The 18760-nt window shown below is 47.0% G+C and carries 16 protein-coding genes and 1 other RNA gene; 3 read left to right on the top strand and 14 right to left on the bottom strand.

The window, feature by feature from the left end:
* Nucleotides 1-5: 5 nt before the first annotated feature.
* The 14 genes from ftsA to rsmI all read right to left on the bottom strand — a co-directional run bounded on the left by ftsA (nucleotide 6) and on the right by rsmI (nucleotide 15912).
* A complete protein-coding gene (gene ftsA / locus OCU35_RS11245; RefSeq protein WP_017026847.1) occupies nucleotides 6-1271 on the bottom strand; it encodes a cell division protein FtsA in 1266 nt (421 codons plus the stop codon).
* Nucleotides 1252-2049 (bottom strand): cell division protein FtsQ/DivIB, encoded by a 798-nt coding sequence (locus OCU35_RS11250; RefSeq protein ID WP_017026846.1) that lies wholly within the window; start codon nucleotides 2047-2049, stop codon nucleotides 1252-1254. Before OCU35_RS11250 ends, ftsA begins: the two co-directional genes overlap by 20 nt.
* Before the next feature lie 126 nt (nucleotides 2050-2175).
* Complete coding sequence (gene murC / locus OCU35_RS11255) at nucleotides 2176-3636, bottom strand: UDP-N-acetylmuramate--L-alanine ligase (RefSeq protein ID WP_017026845.1); 1461 nt, start codon at nucleotides 3634-3636, stop codon at nucleotides 2176-2178.
* A gap of 30 nt (nucleotides 3637-3666) precedes the next feature.
* Entirely contained in the window at nucleotides 3667-4743 is a 1077-nt protein-coding gene (gene murG, locus OCU35_RS11260; RefSeq protein ID WP_017026844.1) for an undecaprenyldiphospho-muramoylpentapeptide beta-N-acetylglucosaminyltransferase, read from the bottom strand.
* Nucleotides 4740-6014, bottom strand: a complete 1275-nt coding sequence (ftsW, locus tag OCU35_RS11265; RefSeq protein WP_065209456.1) for a cell division protein FtsW — start codon at nucleotides 6012-6014, stop codon at nucleotides 4740-4742. Before ftsW ends, murG begins: the two co-directional genes overlap by 4 nt.
* A gap of 58 nt (nucleotides 6015-6072) precedes the next feature.
* Nucleotides 6073-7401, bottom strand: a complete 1329-nt coding sequence (gene murD, locus OCU35_RS11270) for a UDP-N-acetylmuramoyl-L-alanine--D-glutamate ligase (protein ID WP_102430245.1) — start codon at nucleotides 7399-7401, stop codon at nucleotides 6073-6075.
* A 3-nt stretch (nucleotides 7402-7404) separates the two neighbouring features.
* The gene (gene mraY / locus OCU35_RS11275) at nucleotides 7405-8487 is read right to left on the bottom strand and encodes a phospho-N-acetylmuramoyl-pentapeptide-transferase (protein ID WP_017026841.1); all 1083 of its coding nucleotides are present in this window, start codon (nucleotides 8485-8487) and stop codon (nucleotides 7405-7407) included.
* Nucleotides 8484-9845, bottom strand: a complete 1362-nt coding sequence (locus OCU35_RS11280) for a UDP-N-acetylmuramoyl-tripeptide--D-alanyl-D-alanine ligase (RefSeq protein WP_261825375.1) — start codon at nucleotides 9843-9845, stop codon at nucleotides 8484-8486. Before OCU35_RS11280 ends, mraY begins: the two co-directional genes overlap by 4 nt.
* A complete protein-coding gene (murE, locus tag OCU35_RS11285; protein ID WP_102483915.1) occupies nucleotides 9845-11329 on the bottom strand; it encodes a UDP-N-acetylmuramoyl-L-alanyl-D-glutamate--2,6-diaminopimelate ligase in 1485 nt (494 codons plus the stop codon). Before murE ends, OCU35_RS11280 begins: the two co-directional genes overlap by 1 nt.
* Before the next feature lie 8 nt (nucleotides 11330-11337).
* Entirely contained in the window at nucleotides 11338-13095 is a 1758-nt protein-coding gene (locus OCU35_RS11290; protein ID WP_017026838.1) for a peptidoglycan glycosyltransferase FtsI, read from the bottom strand.
* The gene (gene ftsL / locus OCU35_RS11295) at nucleotides 13095-13430 is read right to left on the bottom strand and encodes a cell division protein FtsL (RefSeq protein ID WP_017026837.1); all 336 of its coding nucleotides are present in this window, start codon (nucleotides 13428-13430) and stop codon (nucleotides 13095-13097) included. Before ftsL ends, OCU35_RS11290 begins: the two co-directional genes overlap by 1 nt.
* Nucleotides 13427-14377 (bottom strand): 16S rRNA (cytosine(1402)-N(4))-methyltransferase RsmH, encoded by a 951-nt coding sequence (gene rsmH / locus OCU35_RS11300; protein WP_102483914.1) that lies wholly within the window; start codon nucleotides 14375-14377, stop codon nucleotides 13427-13429. The genes ftsL and rsmH overlap by 4 nt, the downstream gene beginning before the upstream one ends.
* Nucleotides 14378-14603: 226 nt before the next feature.
* Nucleotides 14604-14984, bottom strand: an RNA gene (gene rnpB / locus OCU35_RS11305) — RNase P RNA component class A.
* A 64-nt stretch (nucleotides 14985-15048) separates the two neighbouring features.
* Entirely contained in the window at nucleotides 15049-15912 is an 864-nt protein-coding gene (rsmI, locus tag OCU35_RS11310) for a 16S rRNA (cytidine(1402)-2'-O)-methyltransferase (protein WP_017031314.1), read from the bottom strand.
* A 62-nt stretch (nucleotides 15913-15974) separates the two neighbouring features.
* Here rsmI and OCU35_RS11315 point away from each other — a divergent pair, with 62 nt between their 5' ends.
* The 3 genes from OCU35_RS11315 to OCU35_RS11325 are packed head-to-tail and all read left to right on the top strand — an operon-like array spanning nucleotide 15975 to nucleotide 18746.
* On the top strand, nucleotides 15975-17801 hold the full coding sequence (locus OCU35_RS11315) for a penicillin-binding protein activator (RefSeq protein ID WP_261825376.1): 1827 nt from the start codon (nucleotides 15975-15977) through the stop codon (nucleotides 17799-17801).
* Nucleotides 17785-18153, top strand: a complete 369-nt coding sequence (locus OCU35_RS11320) for a YraN family protein (RefSeq protein WP_261825377.1) — start codon at nucleotides 17785-17787, stop codon at nucleotides 18151-18153. Before OCU35_RS11315 ends, OCU35_RS11320 begins: the two co-directional genes overlap by 17 nt.
* Before the next feature lie 2 nt (nucleotides 18154-18155).
* The gene (locus tag OCU35_RS11325) at nucleotides 18156-18746 is read left to right on the top strand and encodes a phosphoheptose isomerase (RefSeq protein ID WP_017026832.1); all 591 of its coding nucleotides are present in this window, start codon (nucleotides 18156-18158) and stop codon (nucleotides 18744-18746) included.
* Nucleotides 18747-18760 lie beyond the last annotated feature (14 nt).

Genomic DNA, 18760 nt, shown 5'->3' on the forward strand with positions numbered 1-18760 from the left:
CCAGGTTAAAATTCTTTTTGTATCCAATTACGCATTTTGCTGAACAAGCCAGTTAAAGAGGACTGTTTCGGTTCCGAATACTCGCCTTCATCATTAAAACTGCTGTCCTTGCCATAATGCAATAAACCAACTGCCGTAGAGTGGTACGGCTCCTTTACGTAATCTGTTAAGCCTTTTACTTCCGTAGGCTTACCGATTCTAACTTGATTGCCAAATACGCGTTCTGCACATTCGGCTAAACCTTCTATTTGCGATGCGCCGCCGGTTAATACGATACCAGCTGCAATGTGATGGTGTTTAACACCGTTCTCTCGCATCTTGTTTTGAGCGTTTTCAATCGCTTGGTTTATTAAACCCATAAGCTCAGTATAACGCGGTTCTATCACTTCAGATAAGGTTTGTCTTTGTAAACTGCGAGATGGTCGACCGCCAACGCTAGGAACGTTAACTGTGTCATCTTTACTGACCAATTCACTCATAGCACAGCCATACTTAACCTTAATCTCTTCGGCATCGTTAATTGGCGTGCCAAAGGCAAACGCGATGTCACTGGTGACAGAGTTACCTGCATAGGAAAACACTTCGGTGTGACGCAGTGCGCCGCCAGTCCAAAGTGCCACATCCATAGTGCCTGCGCCGATATCGACAACACACACACCCAGCTCTTTTTCGTCTTCTGTAATAACCGCATCACTTGCTGCAAGGCCAGAGAAGACCAACTGCTCAACCGATAGGCCACAGCGCTCTACTGCCTTGATAACATTACGAGCCATATCGTTATGGCAAGAGATCATATGAACGCTCACTTCCATGCGCACGCCAGAAAGCCCTAGCGGGTTCTTGATCCCACCAAGGTGATCGATTTTGAACTCTTGCGGAATAACATGCAGGATGCGCTCTTCTTCACCAATCTTGATAGAGCGAGCGGTATGGATCGCGCGATCCATATCTTCTTGAGATACCTCTTCATCAGAGATGGTGCCCATGCCCTTTTCAATGCGACTGGTAATGTGCTGACCTGAGATGGATAAATATACGTTGGTGATCTTGTGCTCAGCCATAAGCTCAGCTTGATTCACTGCACGCTCCACTGATTTGATCACAGAGTCGAGGTCATTCACCCCACCCTTATCCATTCCACGGGATGGACTGCTACCAGCGCCAATTATATTGATCTGTCCGTCTGGAAGAATTTCGCCTACTAACGCTGAAACAGCCGCTGTACCGATATCCAGACCAACAATCAGGTTGTCATCCGTGCCCTTGGTCATTACTACTCTCTTGCCTTTGGTCTTCCGTTAGCCAGCCGATGGCGGCTCCGGTGTCATATCTTAAATCTATATAACTGATCTGTTGAACTCTCTCATCCATGTGGTGATATAGGTCAACAAACCTCTGAATTCTTTCTTCTAAGGCATCTTTACCCAATTCAAGGCGGATGCCATTGTCTAATATCAGCTGCCAAGCATGTCGGTCATTCAGTACTACTGAAGTGATCTGCAAACCGAGACTCGCAAATTGCGGCTCAATCTCTCGCCAAGTATCTAACACCCTTTCACTTTCAGTTTCAGGGCCGTAAAGCTTAACGATTTCTTGGTCTTGCTGATGCAACTGCCCAACATCGGCATAAAATATCTGGCCGTTACTGTTTAGAAGCGCATTACCATTCCAGATTGCGGCTGGGTGATGTTCCATCAAAAACACCTTAATGGTGTTTGGCCATTGCTTACGAATGGCGGCACTCGCAACCCAAGGAAGAGATTCAACAGCTGTTTGCAATTGATTAACATCCTGAGTCATAAATGTGCCGAATGGATGAATATGCGATAACACACTCTGCACATCAGTGCTGTGCACATATTCAAGGTCACCTTCAAGGACAAATTGAGAAAGGGGTAGTCGTCCACTGTCTCGCATCCATGCAACTGTGGAAAAAATACCAAACACAATCAAAGCGACTACGAACAATAAAAAACTCGCATCAACCCAAGAAAATTTGAACCTAGGCCTTTGTTTATATTCGGTTTCGACGTCTAATGTAGATTCCATTTTTATAATGTCGTCGACTTCCTAATTAACGGCACATAACCCTTTACAGGCAAGTATATCTATTGACTGATTATACTTGCCCGGCATTATCTTTCCATAGCAATAACGGATATTTCGATAAGGAAACTAGCTTTTTTGCATTGCTCTGATGTTAAGTTCTAACTTTTCCAACCTTTTAGCAACCTTTCCTACATCACCAGCGCCCTGAGTGAGAACAAGATCACCTTCTTGCAACAAGTTGGCCAGTACCTTAGGTAGATCATCTTGCTCTTTAACAAAGATAGGATCAATGCGACCTCGGCTACGGATAGTACGACATAAAGAACGTCCATCAGCCCCGGCAATAGGTGCTTCACCCGCAGAATAAACGTCTAACATCAGTAGTACGTCAACTTTGTCCAAGACATTGGCAAAATCATCGTAAAGATCGCGAGTACGGCTGTAACGGTGTGGTTGAAACACCATAACCAGACGCTTATCTGGCCAACCTGCACGCGCAGCATCGATGGTGACATCAACCTCACTAGGGTGATGACCGTAATCATCCACCAGCATGGCAGTACCATTACCGGTTTCAAACTCGCCCAAGTGCTCAAATCGACGTCCCGTGCCTTGAGTTGCTAATAGTGCCGAAAGAATTGCCTCATCAGAGATGTCGTCTTCGGTGGCAACCGCAATCGCAGCTGACGCATTCAATGCATTGTGCTTACCTGGCATGTTGAGCGTAATCGCTAGGTCATTTCGCCCTTCACGCTCTACCGTAAAGAAGCTCTGCTGGCCTTGCTGGCGGTAATTCACGATCTTCACGTCCGCATCATCAGAAAAGCCGTAGGTAATAACTTGGCGACTGATGGTCGGAAGCATCTCACGAATAACAGGATCATCAATGCACATGATGGCTTGGCCATAGAATGGCAGTTTATGTAGGAAGTCAGCAAAGGTTTGCTTGAGTACTTCAAAGTCACCGCCGTAAGTATCCATATGGTCAGCTTCAATGTTAGTTACAATGGCGACCATAGGCTGAAGGTGCAAGAAGGAGGCATCGCTCTCATCTGCTTCAGCAATAAGGATTCGACTTGAACCCAAGCGCGCATTAGTTCCCGCGCTCTTTACTAGGCCACCGTTAACAAACGTAGGATCTAAGCCCGCCTCAGAATAGATTTGAGTCACTAAGGCAGTAGTTGTGGTTTTACCGTGAGTACCCGCGACGGCAATACCATGGCGGTAGCGCATAATCTCAGCGAGCATCTCTGCACGACGCACAACAGGAATTCGTAAAGCTTTAGCCGCTACAAGCTCAGGGTTACCCTGATCAATGGCCGTAGATACCACGACCACGCTGGCGTTTTCTACATTAGTTTGGTCATGACCAATAAAGATGGTCGCGCCCTTGCTTTGCAGTCGGTCTGTAACGGCATTTTGACTAATGTCTGAGCCAGAGATGGCGTAGCCTTCATTTAGCAAAACCTCTGCAATGCCGCTCATACCCGCGCCACCGATGCCAACGAAGTGAATGCTTTTAACGCGTCGCATCTCAGGGATCATCGCTCGGATGTGCGCCAAATCTTGTTTGTGTTCGATTACCATAATTGTTCTCTTGCTCAGTATTGTTCGAGATTATTTATCACTGCGGTTGCTTAGAGCGACTATTGCCTCTGCAACCACTTTATCTGCATCAAGCTTAGCCGCTTGACGTGACTTAATTGCCATCTCGAGCAATGAGGCTCTATCTAGCCCCTGAATGGTTTGTGTTAATTTGGCGGCAGAAAGGTTCTGCTGCTCAATCATTTTGGCAGCGTCAGCGTCGACTAGGTAGTCGCCATTGAGCGCTTGTTGTCTATCTTTATGCGGGTACGGGATGAATATCGCCGCCAAGCCCGCCGCTGAAACCTCAGAGACTGTCAACGCACCAGAGCGGCAAACGATCAAGTCGGCCCATTCATACGCAGCCGCTACGTCATCAATGAACTCGGTGACCTTCGCTTGCTGAACGCCCGCTTGTTGATAACGAGACTCGACGTCTTCAAAGTTATCTTTACCCACTTGATGCCAAACCGTATAGCCACTGCCTAGCTCTGCAATGGTTTCAGGCAATGTGTGATTTAAAATGCGCGCACCTTGGCTGCCGCCCATCACCAAGATTCGAATATCACCCTCGCGAGATTCTAGCCTTGTCTGTGGCGACTCAAGCGCGACCACATCAGTTCTAACTGGATTTCCCACGACCTCGGCATTAGGGAATGCACCAGGAAAGGCTTGGAATACCTTGCTTGCTACCTTAGCCAGCCAACCATTAGTCAGCCCTGCCACAGCATTTTGTTCATGCAACACCAATGGAATACCGCACTGACGTGCAGCGATACCACCCGGGCCGCTAACATAGCCACCCATTCCTAAAACCACATCAGGGTTGTAGCGTTTAATGTGCGCTTTCGCCTGGGCAATGGCATTAATAATTTGAAAAGGTGCTTTGATTAATTTACCTAAGCCTTGGCCTCGCAGCCCTTTGACCTTAATGAAATCTATCTCGATACCGTGCTTTGGTACAAGGTCGGCTTCCATGCGATCAGCCGTACCTAACCAACGGATTTCCCATCCTTGTTGCTGCAGATATTTCGCTACTGCAAGCCCAGGAAAAACGTGGCCGCCAGTGCCTCCTGCCATCACCAAGAGTCGCTTTTTATTGTTTGTCATTGTTCGGCTACACCTTGCTTTACTTCATCTTGTTTCACGTCGTCTGCTTGTAACGACTCTTTATAATCTAATACTCGATGCTCATGATCGATTCGTATCACGATAGCTACCGCGATGGACATTATGATAAGACTCGAGCCACCATAGCTGATCAGGGGTAGAGTTAAACCTTTGGTGGGTACCATACCTGCAGCTGCGCCAACGTTAACCACAGTCTGAAAGGCAAACCAGATACCAAAGCCTAACGCCAGATAGCCACTAAACACATCACCGGCATCAAAGGCTCGCTTGCCGATAAATACCGATTTAAACACCAAGGCAAATATCAGCAGTAGAATCCCCGTCACACCAATAAAGCCCAGCTCCTCCCCCATCACCGCAAATACAAAGTCGGTATGTGCCTCAGGAAGATAAGCGAGCTTTTGAATTGAGTTTCCTAACCCTTGACCAAACCATTCACCTCGACCAAATGCCATTAATGATTGAGTCAGCTGGTAGCCACTACCAAAGGGGTCTTCCCACGGGTCGAGAAACGAAGTGACACGCTTCATTCGGTATGGCTCAATTAGGATCAGAACGCCAATCCCCATGACACCAGCAAACACCAAGGCAAGGAACTGCCACAGCTTGGCACCTGCGATAAACAGCATACCGAAGATAGTCACCAACATTACCACTACGGTACCAAGGTCTGGCTGCCCTAAGAGTAAGAGAGCCGATAAGGCAAAGACAATAAAGGGCTTGAAGAAGCCACTCTTAAAGCTCGATCTTACTTCCTGCTGCTTGCGGTATAGGTAGCTTGCCATAAAAACAAACAGCGCGAGCTTAGCCAACTCTGCTGGCTGGAAGTTAATGGGACCGAGAGGAATCCAGCGCGATGCACCGTTTACTGACTTACCAGCCAACAGCACCACAACGAGTAAGATCATACTGGTAAACAGCAACTTAGAGCTGTGCTTTAACCAATACTCAGTAGGAACATGTATGACAACCCCCATCACACCGAGCGCTAGGCACAGATAAAAGGCGTGACGAATCGCATAATGGAACGGATAACCATAATGGGAGTAACTAACAGGTAGCGACGCAGACGTCACCATCACTAAACCTATCAGCATAAGGATCAGTGATAGCCACACTAACTGTCTATCAAATAGCACTGGCAATGCAGAGTATTGCTGAACGTCGTCTAGCGACTCTTCAGAGGATTCTTGCTCAGGGCTTAATGTGGGAGTCGATTCCTTTCCATGGAAACGAGAGAGCCAACGCATATTTCTCACTTTGTCCTAATCTCTAGATTGATTTGCATCCTGCTACGCATAGCAGATGCTAAGCATCCTGCGTCTGAGCGAGCTGAGTAAACACTTCTCCGCGCTGCATAAAATTTGCAAACTGATCGAAACTGGCACAGGCCGGAGATAACATCACCATATCACCTGCTTTAGCTTTCTGTCGAATGGCAGTAACCGCTTCTTGCATGCTATCAAAGTAAACACTGTTTTCAGATAATGAAATCAACTGCTTACCATCGGCACCAAAGCAACAAAGCTCAACATCCAAAGAGGCAAGCGCCGGTTTTAGTTCACTAAAATCAGCCCCTTTGCCATCACCGCCAACGAGTAAATACAAACGACCGGCAATTTTCAGCCCCTTTAACGCCGCTAATGTACTAGCAACATTGGTCGCCTTAGAGTCGTTGACCCAGATAATATCGTTTTCACGACTCACCACCTGACAGCGGTGCGTCAGGCCTGTGTAAGTCTTTAGTGCGTCGAGCGAAGATTCGACTTTAATGCCCGCAGATTCCAATAATGCAATAGCCACAATTGCATTGAGCATATTATGCTGACCGACAATAGAGAGCTCATTTGCTGCGAGTAGGCGCTGTTCATGGCCAGTTAGCCACGTCTGCCCTTGATAATCAGACAACTTATATTCGCCAGTAGCAACCCCAAATTCTATCAGTCCTTCGATATCTTCTGGATAGGTTGCCTTATCATCAGCGTTGACGATCTTAACTTCGGTATGCTCAAAAATACGCAGCTTAGCCTGACGATAATCATGCATGCCCTCATATCTATCCATGTGGTCTTCAGATAGATTGAGAAACGCGGCCGCTCGCAATTTTAGGCTTGAGGTCGTTTCGAGCTGAAAGCTTGATAGCTCAAGCACGTATAAGTCCGCATCGCTGTTGAGCAATTCAAGTGCCGGTACGCCAATGTTGCCACCAACCGCTGTTTTCACTCCAGCAGCGTTAGCCATAACACCGGTAAGATCAGTCACCGTGCTCTTGCCATTAGAACCCGTGATCGCTAGCACAGGCTTATTCACTGCCCACGCAAATAACTCAATGTCACCGACTACAGGTACACCCAAGTCAATAGCCTGAGCTAACTGCGGCGTAGCAAGCGCTATGCCTGGACTTGCCACGATGAGGTCTGCCTCATTAAGCCATTGCTGATCCCAACCGCCACTGTGCAATGAAACATCATCAGACAACTGATCAGCACCTGGCGCTACAGCCCGAGTATCAATCACTCGAATATTCAGTGGCACATCCAATTGCGCAGAAACCTTTTGCAGGTGCTTAACCACAGATAAACCTGTGATCCCAAGCCCTACTACAACGACCTCACGAATACCTTGCCATTGAGCCATGGATTAACGCACCTTCAGCGTAGCCAGACCAATCAGTACTAGCACGATAGAGATGATCCAAAAACGAACAATAACGCGCGGCTCAGGCCAGCCTTTTAGCTCATAGTGGTGGTGGATAGGTGCCATGCGGAACACTCGTTGTCCACGCAATTTGTAAGAGCCTACCTGAAGAATTACCGACAGGGTCTCCATTACAAATACACCACCCATAATGACCAATACAAACTCTTGGCGTACAAGAACTGCGATTGTGCCCAAGGCACCGCCTAACGCAAGAGAACCTACATCGCCCATAAATACTTGAGCTGGATAGGTGTTAAACCACAAGAACCCAAGACCAGCACCGACAATAGCGGTACAGAAGATCACTAACTCACTGGTGTAAGGAATATAGGGAATATGCAGGTATTGTGCGAAGTTGACGTTACCCGTCGCATACGCAATAACCGCAAAACCTGCCGCCACCAAAATGGTCGGCATAATAGCGAGACCATCCAAGCCATCGGTTAGGTTTACTGCATTACTGGTACCGACAATAACAAAGTAGGTGAGAACAATATAAAGCAGGCCTAATTGCGGCATGATGTCTTTGAAAAATGGCACCACCAGCTGAGTGGCGGCTGTATCTTTACCATGAGCATACAGTGCAAAAGCCACTACTATAGCGATGGCCGATTGCCAGAAATATTTCCAACGCGCTATCAAGCCATCGGTGTTTTTGCGCACGACCTTACGGTAGTCATCCACAAAGCCTACCGCGCCATAGCCAAGCAGTACAGCGAGCACCGCCCATACATAGGGGTTAGAAAGATTTGCCCACAGCAATACTGTAATAGTAATCGCGGCGAGAATCATTACACCGCCCATGGTCGGTGTACCATGCTTGCTTAGGTGTGATTCTGGACCGTCATGACGAACTACCTGACCGATCTGCAGCAACTGCAAACGTCGGATCAACTTAGGCCCCATCCACAGGGATAGACATAAAGCAGTTATAACACTGAGTATCGAACGAAAAGAAAGATAATCAAAAAGACGAAAGAACGAAAAATAAGGCTGTAATAAATCCGCTAGCCAGATAATCATTTAAGCTTCTCCTTCAAAGCAGCGGCAATCTTGCTCATCTGCGCACTGTTTGCGCCCTTAACGAGCAAAGTATGTTGAGTGTGTGGTTGAGTAGAGAGTTGTTGTTCAATGAAAGCCATCAGGCTTTGGTGATCTTCAAAATGACGCCCATGAGTCACATCACTAATTACCTTAGTGTCATCCCCATAAGTCAGTACATGCTCAAACCCAAATTTTGCTGCATATTCACCGACTTGCCGATGAAGTTCAAGACTTTCTTTGCCTAATTCAGCCATAAATCCCAAGATAAGCCAGCGGCTCCCTTCAAACATGCCAAGCAAGTCAGCAGCAGCCTTCATCGCCGGTACGCTGGCATTATAACTGTCATCAATAAGACGTATTTTGTCTGTGAGTTGCTCAACTGCAACCCGTCCCTTAACTTGAGCCACCGATTCAAGCCCACGAACTACCGTTGGCAGGTCAGTTCCCAAATTTAAGGCTATCGCTGCTGCCGCTACTGCATTCGCTACATTATGGCGACCAACAACCCCTAATTTCACCTCTGCCATACCAAATGGGGTATGCAGATGGAAACTCGCTAAGCCATTGCTATCTATAGCAATATTGCCTGCATAGTACTCAGCCAGCGAATTATCTAAAGAGAAGGTTTGTACTCGTTTATTTTCAAGTAAGGCTTGCCATAACTCTCCGCCTTGGCTCTCTAAGTTATACAGTGCAAGACCGCCTTCATCTAAGGTGGAGAATATCTCTCCCTTCGCTTTCATAATGCCCTGCATAGAGCCAAACCCCTCAAGGTGAGCGGCGGCAACATTATTCACTAGAGCAATATCGGGCTGGACTAAGTTCACTGTATATTCAATTTCGTGCTCATGGTTTGCGCCCAATTCAATCACAGAAAAATCGTGTTGCTCTGTGGCACGCAGCAGAGTAAGTGGAGCGCCAATATCGTTATTGAAGTTTCCTGCGGTGGCTAAAACCTCGCCTCGCAAAGATAAAATTGAGGCTAGCATCTCTTTGACTGTGGTTTTGCCACAACTGCCAGTGATCGCCACCTTAGGCATATCAGCTTTAGCAAAATTCCAAGCGCCTAATTTTCCTAAGGCCAACTTAGTATCGTCGACAATGAGCTGTGGAACGGGCAATGGCAGTTCTTTTTCTACTAATAACGCAACGGCGCCCTGCTCTACCGCTTGTTCGCAAAAGTTATGAGCATCAAAGCGCTCTCCAACTAAAGCCACAAACAATCCATTGCAGCCTATGTTGCGACTGTCCGTGGAAACTGACTCAATTGCTAAGTTGCTTCCAAGCAAACGTCCGTCTACAGCGAGGGCCATATCCGATAATTGAGTGCTTATCATTAAATTAGCTCCAACAAGGTCATTGCCGATTCACGATCAGAGTAATGAATGGTGTCATCTCCTAAGATTTGATAATCCTCGTGCCCTTTACCGGCCAGTAAAATAATGTCTTTAGACGTTGCCTGTTCAATAGCATAGGACAAGGCTTTGAATCTATCATGTTCAACAGTCACAGATTGTTGATTTGAAACGCCTTTTAGCATGTCTTGGATAATGAGAGCGGGATCTTCGCTACGCGGGTTGTCGTCAGCAAGAATAACGCGGTCTGCGAATCGTTCACCGATCTGAGCCATCATAGGACGCTTGCCACTGTCTCTGTCGCCACCACAACCAAAGATCGCCCACAACTGTCCTTCACAATGCACTCGCAAGGCGCACAATGCTTTTTCCAATGCATCTGGAGTATGAGCATAGTCCACCACTACTTTAGCTTTGTCAGCCGTTTGAAAGAGTTCCATTCGGCCAATGACCGGCTGCAATTGTGTTGCTGCCTTTTGTAAAGCCCTGATATCAAAGCCCAAACTAAGAAGGGTGGTAAAGCCAAGTAGCAGGTTACTTGCATTAAACTCACCGATAAGTGGTGCCTTTAGTACTCCTTTCCCCCAACTACTCTCAAAGCTAATCTCGATACCCTGCTCTGAGTAACGAACATTGCTCGCGTACATATATTGTTTAGTTTGAGGTTTTTCTAGCAAAGATACCGCTATCGCATCAGGCAATAGTTCTAACCACTCCTGACCTACAGAATCATCGGCATTGATCACCTTATGTTTGCACGAATGCTCGGTAAATAGGCTCAGTTTTGCCTTAGCGTATTCCGCCATACTTCCGTGATAATCAAGGTGGTCTCGACTTAGATTGGTAAACACCGCCGCCACAAATTTTAACGCCTTGATACGATGCTGAACCAAGCCATGTGACGAGGTTTCTAGAGCAGTAATATCAGCGCCTAGTTCACTCAATTGCGATAGCGTTTTGCACACTTCAATCGCACTGCCTGTGGTATTTTTTGCCTCTTTGAGAGAAGAAAGAAAACCATTACCCGTAGTGCCCATAACCGCAGCTTGCTTGCCTACACTATCTAGCCACTGGGCGATAATTTGCGTAATCGTGGTTTTGCCATTTGTGCCAGTAACAGCAATAAGATCCATGTTATCAAAGCGATATAATCGGCTCGCTATCGCAGACAGGTTCAAGCTCAGGCTATCCAAATACAATACAGGGGTTTCACCCATCCATACGGTACTGCCATGAGGATAATCGTCATCACTTTCAGCTATCACCAGGCTCGCTCCGGCTTTTACCGCATTTGAGATGAAGCGTCTACCGTCAACGGTATGCCCTTTAATGGCTACGAAGGTAGAACCCGGCTCTATTTGCCTGCTATCTAGCTCTAAGTCCGACACAGAGATCTGACCCAGTTTCTCACTTAGATTATTCAGCCAAGGCTGAACAAGGTGCTGCAGTGTGCATTGAACATTCATACTATTTCTTAACTTTTATTAGCATCGGGCGGCACATTCAAGATCTGCAGTGCTCCCTTCAAAACTTCGGAAAAAACAGGGGCAGCTACTGAGCCACCGTAATAATCATCACCTTGTGGCTCATTCACCACGACAACCAGAGCCACTCGAGGGTTGCTGATCGGTGCTACACCGGCAGTAATGGTGACGTACTCATCACTGTAGCCACCCGCCTTAGCCTTACGCGAGGTACCCGTTTTAGCACCTACACGATAACCAGGTACGGCAGCACGTGTCGCGGTGCCTCCTTTAAGCGTCACAGCTTCCAACATTTCCAGCACTTCACGAGCATGCTCAGGATCTGCAACCTGCTTAGCATCAAGGTTCTTGGCGTCTTTAATAATGTGCAGAGGTTTGAAGCTCCCGTAGCTCCCTAAGGTCGCATAGGCATGAGCAAGTTGAAGCGGCGTGACGGATAAGCCATAACCAAAGGCGAGTGTCGCGATTTCAAACTGAGACCAACGTCGACGATTAGGGAACAAGCCCGTTGTTTCACCGACAAGGTTAATTCCAGACGTAGAGCCAAAGCCAATAGACTGATACATGCCTAAAAGGGAATCTAGCGGCATATCCAAAGCCAAGGTAGCAACACCAATGTTGCTCGACTTCTTAAGGATGGTTTTTAGATCGGCCTTACCCACTTTAGAGGTATCTCGTACTCGGCTTCCTCCAACACGCATGACACCATTACCGGTATCGATAACCGTATTCAGATCAGCAGTACCATTATCTAATGCTGCCAAGACTACAAATGGCTTCACCGACGAACCAGGCTCTAGTGAATCAGTAATAGCTCGATTTCGCATGCGGAAAGATTGTAACTGATCGCGAGTATTCGGGTTATACGATGGGGAGTTGACCATAGCCAATATCCCACCGGTTTTCACATCTAGTAAGACAACACTGCCCGATGTCGCCCTATGATCCGCTACCGCTTGTTTGATCGCGCGATACGCAATGGCCTGTAAGCGCTGATCTATAGTGAGCTGCAGCGGGTTACCTTGCTTGCTCTCGGTCATAGAGATGTTCTCTACCACTCGGCCATCGCGGTCTTTACGAACCTTACGCGAGCCCGCTTGACCGGATAAGTATTCATCGTAGCTACGTTCAACACCTTCAAGTCCGTGGCTATCAATACCTGTCACTCCCACAACGTGAGCACTAATCTCTCCCGTTGGGTAATAGCGACGAGATTCATCTCTCAGACCGATGCCTTTTAATTTTAACTCTTTGATGTACTTAGCCATTGCAGGGCTAACTTGGCGTTGTAGATAGATAAAACGGCGATTTTTATTTTTCTCAATTCGCTCTATTAATGCCTCTCTATCGAGCTGCAGTACATCTGCCAGAGCATGCCAGCGAGCCACATCGGTTAATGCATCACCCTTAGTGAAAATATTTCGAGGATCGGCATAAACCGCTTCTACCGGAACACTGACTGCTATCTGCTCGCCATTGCGATCTGAGATGATCCCACGTGCAGAAGGCATTGCTTTCACCCTAACCGAACGCATATCACCACGTTCAATTAATGTATCTGGTTCAATAACTTGGATGTAAGCTACCCTTGCGAGCAACGCACCAAGTAGCAAGAGAATAAAGCCCAGTACCGTTAGATAGCGCCAATTAATGATACTGGTGTCAGCAGGAACCACTTTGCTGGGTTCTACCTTTTTAGGGGTGCGCTTTTTGGTTGTCTTGGCAGGTTTCTTTTTAGTCGGTTTCATTACAGTTTAACTATGACTTCCTTATCAGAGTCTGGTCGCTTCATTTCGAGTTCTGAGGTTGCCATTTTCTGGACACGACTGTGTTCGGAAAGAGCATTCTCCTCGAGGATAAGATTGCGCCACTCTTCATCTAACTGCTCACGACCTTCCAGAGCGACATCTTTTTGAGAGATCGCTTGTCGCGTCATATGCGTGGTAAGCACTACGGTAATTGCGCTAAAAAAGAGAAGAATCAACAAAAAAAGTGGCACACGACCTGCGGTAAACAGATCGCGTACAATGATCTTCCCTAATAATGGCACTTCAGTTTGAATCAACTTCCCTGATTCACTCATAGCTTTTCGGCAATCCTTAATACTGAGCTTCTTGCTCTAATATTGACGTCTAATTCTGAAAGTGATGGCTTAATTGCCTTACCCACTGTTTTCATTGCGGCGCTGCCAAGCGCTTGAATCTGCACTTCAGTCATAGGAATACCATGCGGAACCTGCGGACCACGGCTTTCTTTGCGCATGAACTGTTTTACCATTCTATCTTCTAGAGAATGGAAACTAATCACAGACAAGCGCCCCTCTTCCGCGAGAATATTCTTCGCCCCGTTCAAGGCTGTGGCAATCTCATCCAACTCACTGTTGATGTAGATGCGAAATGCCTGAAATGAGCGAGTCGCTGGGTGCTTTTTCTCTTTAAAGCTTTTCGGGGCTGCGTCAGAGATAAGCTTCGCTAGTTGTCCCGTACGAACAAGTGGTTCGTTTTCTTCATTCTCACGATAGGCAACGATAGCTTTGGCGATGCGCCATGCATGCTTATCTTCACCAAACTCACGAATCACCCAAGTAATGTCTTCAACATCGGCATCTTGTAGCCACTTTGATACAGGGATCCCTGATGTTGGGTCCATACGCATATCGAGCGGGCCATCCTTCATAAAGCTGAAACCGCGTTCTGCGTCATCTAACTGTGGAGAAGAAACACCAAGATCAAGAAGCACACCATCGACCTTGCCTACAAGGTCTCGCTCTTGAGCATAGCCTTCCATACCTGAAAACGGACCATGGATAATGGTAAACCTAGGGTCATCAATCTTCGCAGCTTCAGCGATGGCTTGTGGATCTCTATCAATACTAAACAGTCGACCATTTTCGCCCAATTTAGACAAAATAACTCGGCTGTGACCACCGCGTCCAAAGGTACCATCGATATAAGTACCATCGGGTTTGATGTTTAGACCATCAACGGATTCGTCGAGTAAAACGGAGACGTGTTTAAAGGATTCGCTCATTACAAAAGCTCGATTTAATTTAGATAACTATTAGCTTAGTGTACTGAAATAGTCTGGTTTAGTCAGCGTTAGTAAGTAAAATCACCAAATAATTACTTAAACAGTGCAAGGGGTTGCACCTTTGATGTACTTCACTCGAAGGGAAAGCTCCGTATATAAAGAAGCAAAGAGCATTTTGATAGATTTTGAATAGCAAAAAGCCCCGCCAAGGCGGGGCTTTTTTAATAGGTGGAGCTTACCTATAAGCCGGGTTCTGTATCCGCTTGCGCGGTGATAGCCATTCGTCTAGGCCAGCAATCGCTCACTGGCTCGAGCAACCTACCCGCCCTCTTACGCGAGCAACGCAATGTGAGAGCCTATTTGGTCTTGCTTCGGGTGGAGTTTACCCTGCTACGAACTGTTGCCAGTCGCACGGTGCGCTCTTACCGCACCCTTTCACCCTTACCTGTACCCGAAGGTCATCGGCGGTCTTCTCTCTGCTGCACTTGTCGTGGGCTTGCGCCCCCCAGGCGTTACCTGGCACCCTGCTCTGTGAAGCCCGGACTTTCCTCCCCTCCGTCAGTCTCCCGAAGGACATCAACGAAGCAGCGACTATCTGGTTAGCTCCGGGGCGGATTGTACTGACAAAGATCACAGATGTCTAATCAAATAAAGGCTTAACCGCCTATCCGCTACTCTATGTGCTCAAGTCCCCACTTATATAGCGCATTCTTTTTCAAACTATAGATCTCTGCGGTTAGAGCTGCCGCTTTCTTCAACGGCAGTTCTTTGGTCAATATAGCCAAAGTACGTCGCGCTTCTTCTGGCAATTCATCACTGCTTTCTTCACGGTAACCGTGAACCAGCAACACCATTTCGCCGCGAATACGGTTAGCGTCTTCTTCAAGCCAAGGAATGAGTTCACCCAAAGGCATACCTTGTATGGTTTCAAACGTCTTAGTTAACTCGCGAGCTAACACTACTTGGCGATCTGGGCCTAATACTTGAAGCATATCCGCGAGAGAATCCATGATGCGGTGCGGCGATTCATAGAAAATACAGGTGCGTTCGACCTTAGCGAGCTCCAAGAAGCGATCTTTTCTTCCTTTACTCTTTGGAGGTAAGAAACCTTCGAAGCTAAAGCGATCCGACGGCAAGCCTGCCGCGCTCAATGCTGTGATGACCGCGCAAGCTCCCGGTAAAGGCACAACGCGAACGCCAGCCTGACGACACTGATTAACCAAGTGATAGCCAGGGTCGCTGATTAGAGGAGTCCCTGCATCGGAAACCAACGCAATTGATTGACCTTCAAGGAGTTTTTCAACGAGAACTTGAGATTTCTGTTGCTCATTGTGGTCGTGCAGAGCAAAGGTACGCGTGCCTACATTTAGGTGTGAAAGCAGTCGTCCTGTGTGACGTGTATCTTCCGCTGCAATCAAGTCTACACCGTTCAAAACTTCAATAGCGCGCTGCGTAATATCGCCTAAATTCCCTATTGGAGTAGGGACGATATAGAGGGTCGCTGTCGAAGAATCAAAAGAATTGTTATCTGTCATTTGTTTACCGTCACTTGAGGGATTAATATAGAGGTAATTAATCCACAATTATTAAAGAACTCATGGCGCAAAAAAATCGATCTGGATACAGTGTATCACGCATTCTTACTCCCATTGCATTGTCTGTACTTCTTGCGGCTTGTTCAAGTCCCTCTTCTGATCCAGAAGCTGCGCAACAATCCAATATTCTCAATCAGCCAACTCAAACCTCAGAATACTACCTGATCAAGGCTGATTCTTCTGACGGTTCCGAACAAATTGATTGGTTAATTTTATCTTTAAAAGCCGCGGTTGAAGAAGATAATGCTGGCCTAGCAAATCGCATTATCCAGCGTCTAGCACAGCAAAACATGTCAGAGACACAACAGGCTGAATGGCAATTAGCACGAGCTCAACTACTTCTTAATGAAGAACAGCCAACCGATGCCTTAAAGCAACTTAACTTTCGCAATGAATGGCGACTAGAACGCACACAGTGGCAACGCTACTACGAATTGCGCTCTGAGATCTATCAAGATCTTTACCAGCCATTAGATGCTGCAAGAGAGCAAGTACTGCGCGCAGACTTTCTATCGGAAGAGCAACAGCAAGAGAACGTTGACCAAATCTGGGCATTAATGAACAGCGTCACTGTCGACGAACTCAAGGCAATGCAGATTGCTGAAAACGAGCATGAGCTTAAAGGGTGGCAAGAGTTGGCTATCGCCAACCAGTCATACAGCCACAACCTTCCTAAGCTGCAAAAATCATTGCAAGCTTGGATTGACGAGAACTTTAGCCATCCTGCATCGCTCTATACGCCGCAGGAAATAAAAGACACTTTAGCTTTAGAGATCGTTCAGCCAAATAAGACCGCACTGGTTCTTCCTCTAAGTGGCAAGTTTGCGAAGCAAGCTGAAGTCATCAGAGATGGCTTTGTTTTCGCTATGATGAGTGATGAAGCTAGGCTTCCAGAAGCAGAGTACGTTGTTATTGATAGTAACAAGAACGACACGGCTCAAATCCAGCAACAACTGGAAGAGCAGAATGTTGACTTTGTAGTGGGTCCTTTGATGCGCACTACCATTGAAGAGCTGCAAGACGTTCAGCAAGACAGCGACAACCCAATCCCTATGCTGGCCCTTAACTTCCCGAAAGAGATTCTAGAAGGCTCTGACTTCTGTTACGTAACCTTATCTCCAGAGCAAGAAGCGGCTGAGGCAGCAAGACACCTAGCGGATACTGGCGCTAAATACCCATTGATCATTGCACCACGTGGAAGCTACGGCCAACGTATGGCTGACGCGTTCAATGAAGAATGGAACAAGAACAACGAAACCAAGAGTGCCGTTTCCTACTTCCGCTCTAAAAACCAACTGCAGTTTGCTATCAACACCGTATTTGGCCTACAAGATAGCCAAAAACGTATCGCACAGATGGACAAGCTGATGGAAATGGAGATGGAGTCGGAGCAGCGTTCTCGTAGAGACATCGATGCCGTCTACATCATTGCGGGTGATTCTGAGCTTAACCTTATCAAGCCGTTTATTAACGTAGCAATCAACCCAGAGGCAACACCGCCTAAGCTGTATGCAAACTCGCGCAGCAACACGGGCGTGAAGCGTGCGTCTCAAGATCTTTCTGGTGTTATCTACAGCGATATTCCAATGTTGGTAGAGCCGAACGAGGAGTTAGACACGCAGATGCAAGGCATCTGGGAGAAGTCGAGCAACCAGCAAAAACGCCTACGTGCACTGGGTATGGATGCTTACAGCCTCATCAATGCCTTGCCAAACATGAAAGTCAGTCCTGGACATTCACTGCAAGGACAAACCGGCGTGTTGAGCATCGATGAGCAATGTGTAGTGCAGCGCCAGCTTAGCTGGGCAGAGTATGAGTCTACTAAGTAGACTTGCCATTGGGCACAAATATGAGGCCAAAGCGCAGCGTTATCTCGCGAAGCAAGGCCTCATATTTTTGGAAAAGAATTTTCGCGCAAAATGTGGTGAAATTGACCTAATAATGCGCGATCAACGAGAGATTGTTTTTGTTGAGGTGAAATACCGAAAACAGCATCACTACGGTAGCGGCGTAGAAGCCGTTACCAAAGCTAAGCAATCAAAACTCAAAAAAACCGCTTTGTTGTGGTTGAGTAAGAACAACCTCTCCCCTGATCACACCTATTTTCGATTCGATGTGGTGGCTCTGAGCAGTGAGCCTAGCCAAGTCGAGTGGATACAAAACGCAATTGTCGAAGGATAGAAATGCACGATAGCATAAAAGCCAGCTTTACAGAGAGCATACAGATTCAAATCGCGGCCGCTGAAGAGTTGCCAGACGCCATCACACATGCCGCTCAAGCGATGGTGAGTACTCTGCTAAATGGTAAGAAGATTCTTTGTTGTGGTAATGGCGGTTCTAGCGCCAACTCACAGCAGTTCGTTTCTTGTCTTTTAAACCGCTTTGAGACAGAACGCCCTAGCCTACCGGCGATGACGTTAACCTCAGATATTGCCACATTAACGGCGGTAGCCAACGATTATCATTACCAAGAAGTGTTTTCAAAACAAGTGAGAGCCATTGGCCAACAAGGCGATATCTTACTGGCGATCTCAACCAGTGGTAACAGCAAGAACATCATCAAAGCGATGGAAGCTGCGGTAACAAGAGACATGACCATCATAGCCCTAACGGGGAAAGATGGTGGCGAAATGGCAGGCCTTTTAGGTGAACACGACGTAGAAATCCGCATTCCATCCAATCGCACCGCGCGTATCCATGAAGTTCATATGCTGACTCTGCACTGTCTTTGTGACCTAATTGATCAGGTATTATTTCCAGAACACGTCGAATAAAAATTACCCGTAGT

Origin of the sequence: Vibrio breoganii, assembly GCF_024346795.1 — a bacterium.
GTDB classification, from domain to species: Bacteria; Pseudomonadota; Gammaproteobacteria; order Enterobacterales; family Vibrionaceae; genus Vibrio; species Vibrio breoganii.

Excerpts from the sequence above, each read along its gene's own strand:
- OCU35_RS11280 (WP_261825375.1), bottom strand. The coding sequence starts at position 9,845 with ATGATAAGCACTCAATTATCGGATATGGCCCTCGCTGTAGACGGACGT.
- murE (WP_102483915.1), bottom strand. The coding sequence starts at position 11,329 with ATGAATGTTCAATGCACACTGCAGCACCTTGTTCAGCCTTGGCTGAAT.
- OCU35_RS11315 (WP_261825376.1), top strand. The coding sequence starts at position 15,975 with ATGGCGCAAAAAAATCGATCTGGATACAGTGTATCACGCATTCTTACT.
- ftsL (WP_017026837.1), bottom strand. The coding sequence starts at position 13,430 with ATGAGTGAATCAGGGAAGTTGATTCAAACTGAAGTGCCATTATTAGGG.
- OCU35_RS11290 (WP_017026838.1), bottom strand. The coding sequence starts at position 13,095 with ATGAAACCGACTAAAAAGAAACCTGCCAAGACAACCAAAAAGCGCACC.
- mraY (WP_017026841.1), bottom strand. The coding sequence starts at position 8,487 with ATGATTATCTGGCTAGCGGATTTATTACAGCCTTATTTTTCGTTCTTT.
- murG (WP_017026844.1), bottom strand. The coding sequence starts at position 4,743 with ATGACAAACAATAAAAAGCGACTCTTGGTGATGGCAGGAGGCACTGGC.
- rsmH (WP_102483914.1), bottom strand. The coding sequence starts at position 14,377 with ATGAGCGAATCCTTTAAACACGTCTCCGTTTTACTCGACGAATCCGTT.
- OCU35_RS11320 (WP_261825377.1), top strand. The coding sequence starts at position 17,785 with ATGAGTCTACTAAGTAGACTTGCCATTGGGCACAAATATGAGGCCAAA.
- murD (WP_102430245.1), bottom strand. The coding sequence starts at position 7,401 with ATGGCTCAATGGCAAGGTATTCGTGAGGTCGTTGTAGTAGGGCTTGGG.
- ftsW (WP_065209456.1), bottom strand. The coding sequence starts at position 6,014 with ATGCGTTGGCTCTCTCGTTTCCATGGAAAGGAATCGACTCCCACATTA.
- ftsA (WP_017026847.1), bottom strand. The coding sequence starts at position 1,271 with ATGACCAAGGGCACGGATGACAACCTGATTGTTGGTCTGGATATCGGT.
- murC (WP_017026845.1), bottom strand. The coding sequence starts at position 3,636 with ATGGTAATCGAACACAAACAAGATTTGGCGCACATCCGAGCGATGATC.
- OCU35_RS11250 (WP_017026846.1), bottom strand. The coding sequence starts at position 2,049 with ATGGAATCTACATTAGACGTCGAAACCGAATATAAACAAAGGCCTAGG.
- OCU35_RS11325 (WP_017026832.1), top strand. The coding sequence starts at position 18,156 with ATGCACGATAGCATAAAAGCCAGCTTTACAGAGAGCATACAGATTCAA.
- rsmI (WP_017031314.1), bottom strand. The coding sequence starts at position 15,912 with ATGACAGATAACAATTCTTTTGATTCTTCGACAGCGACCCTCTATATC.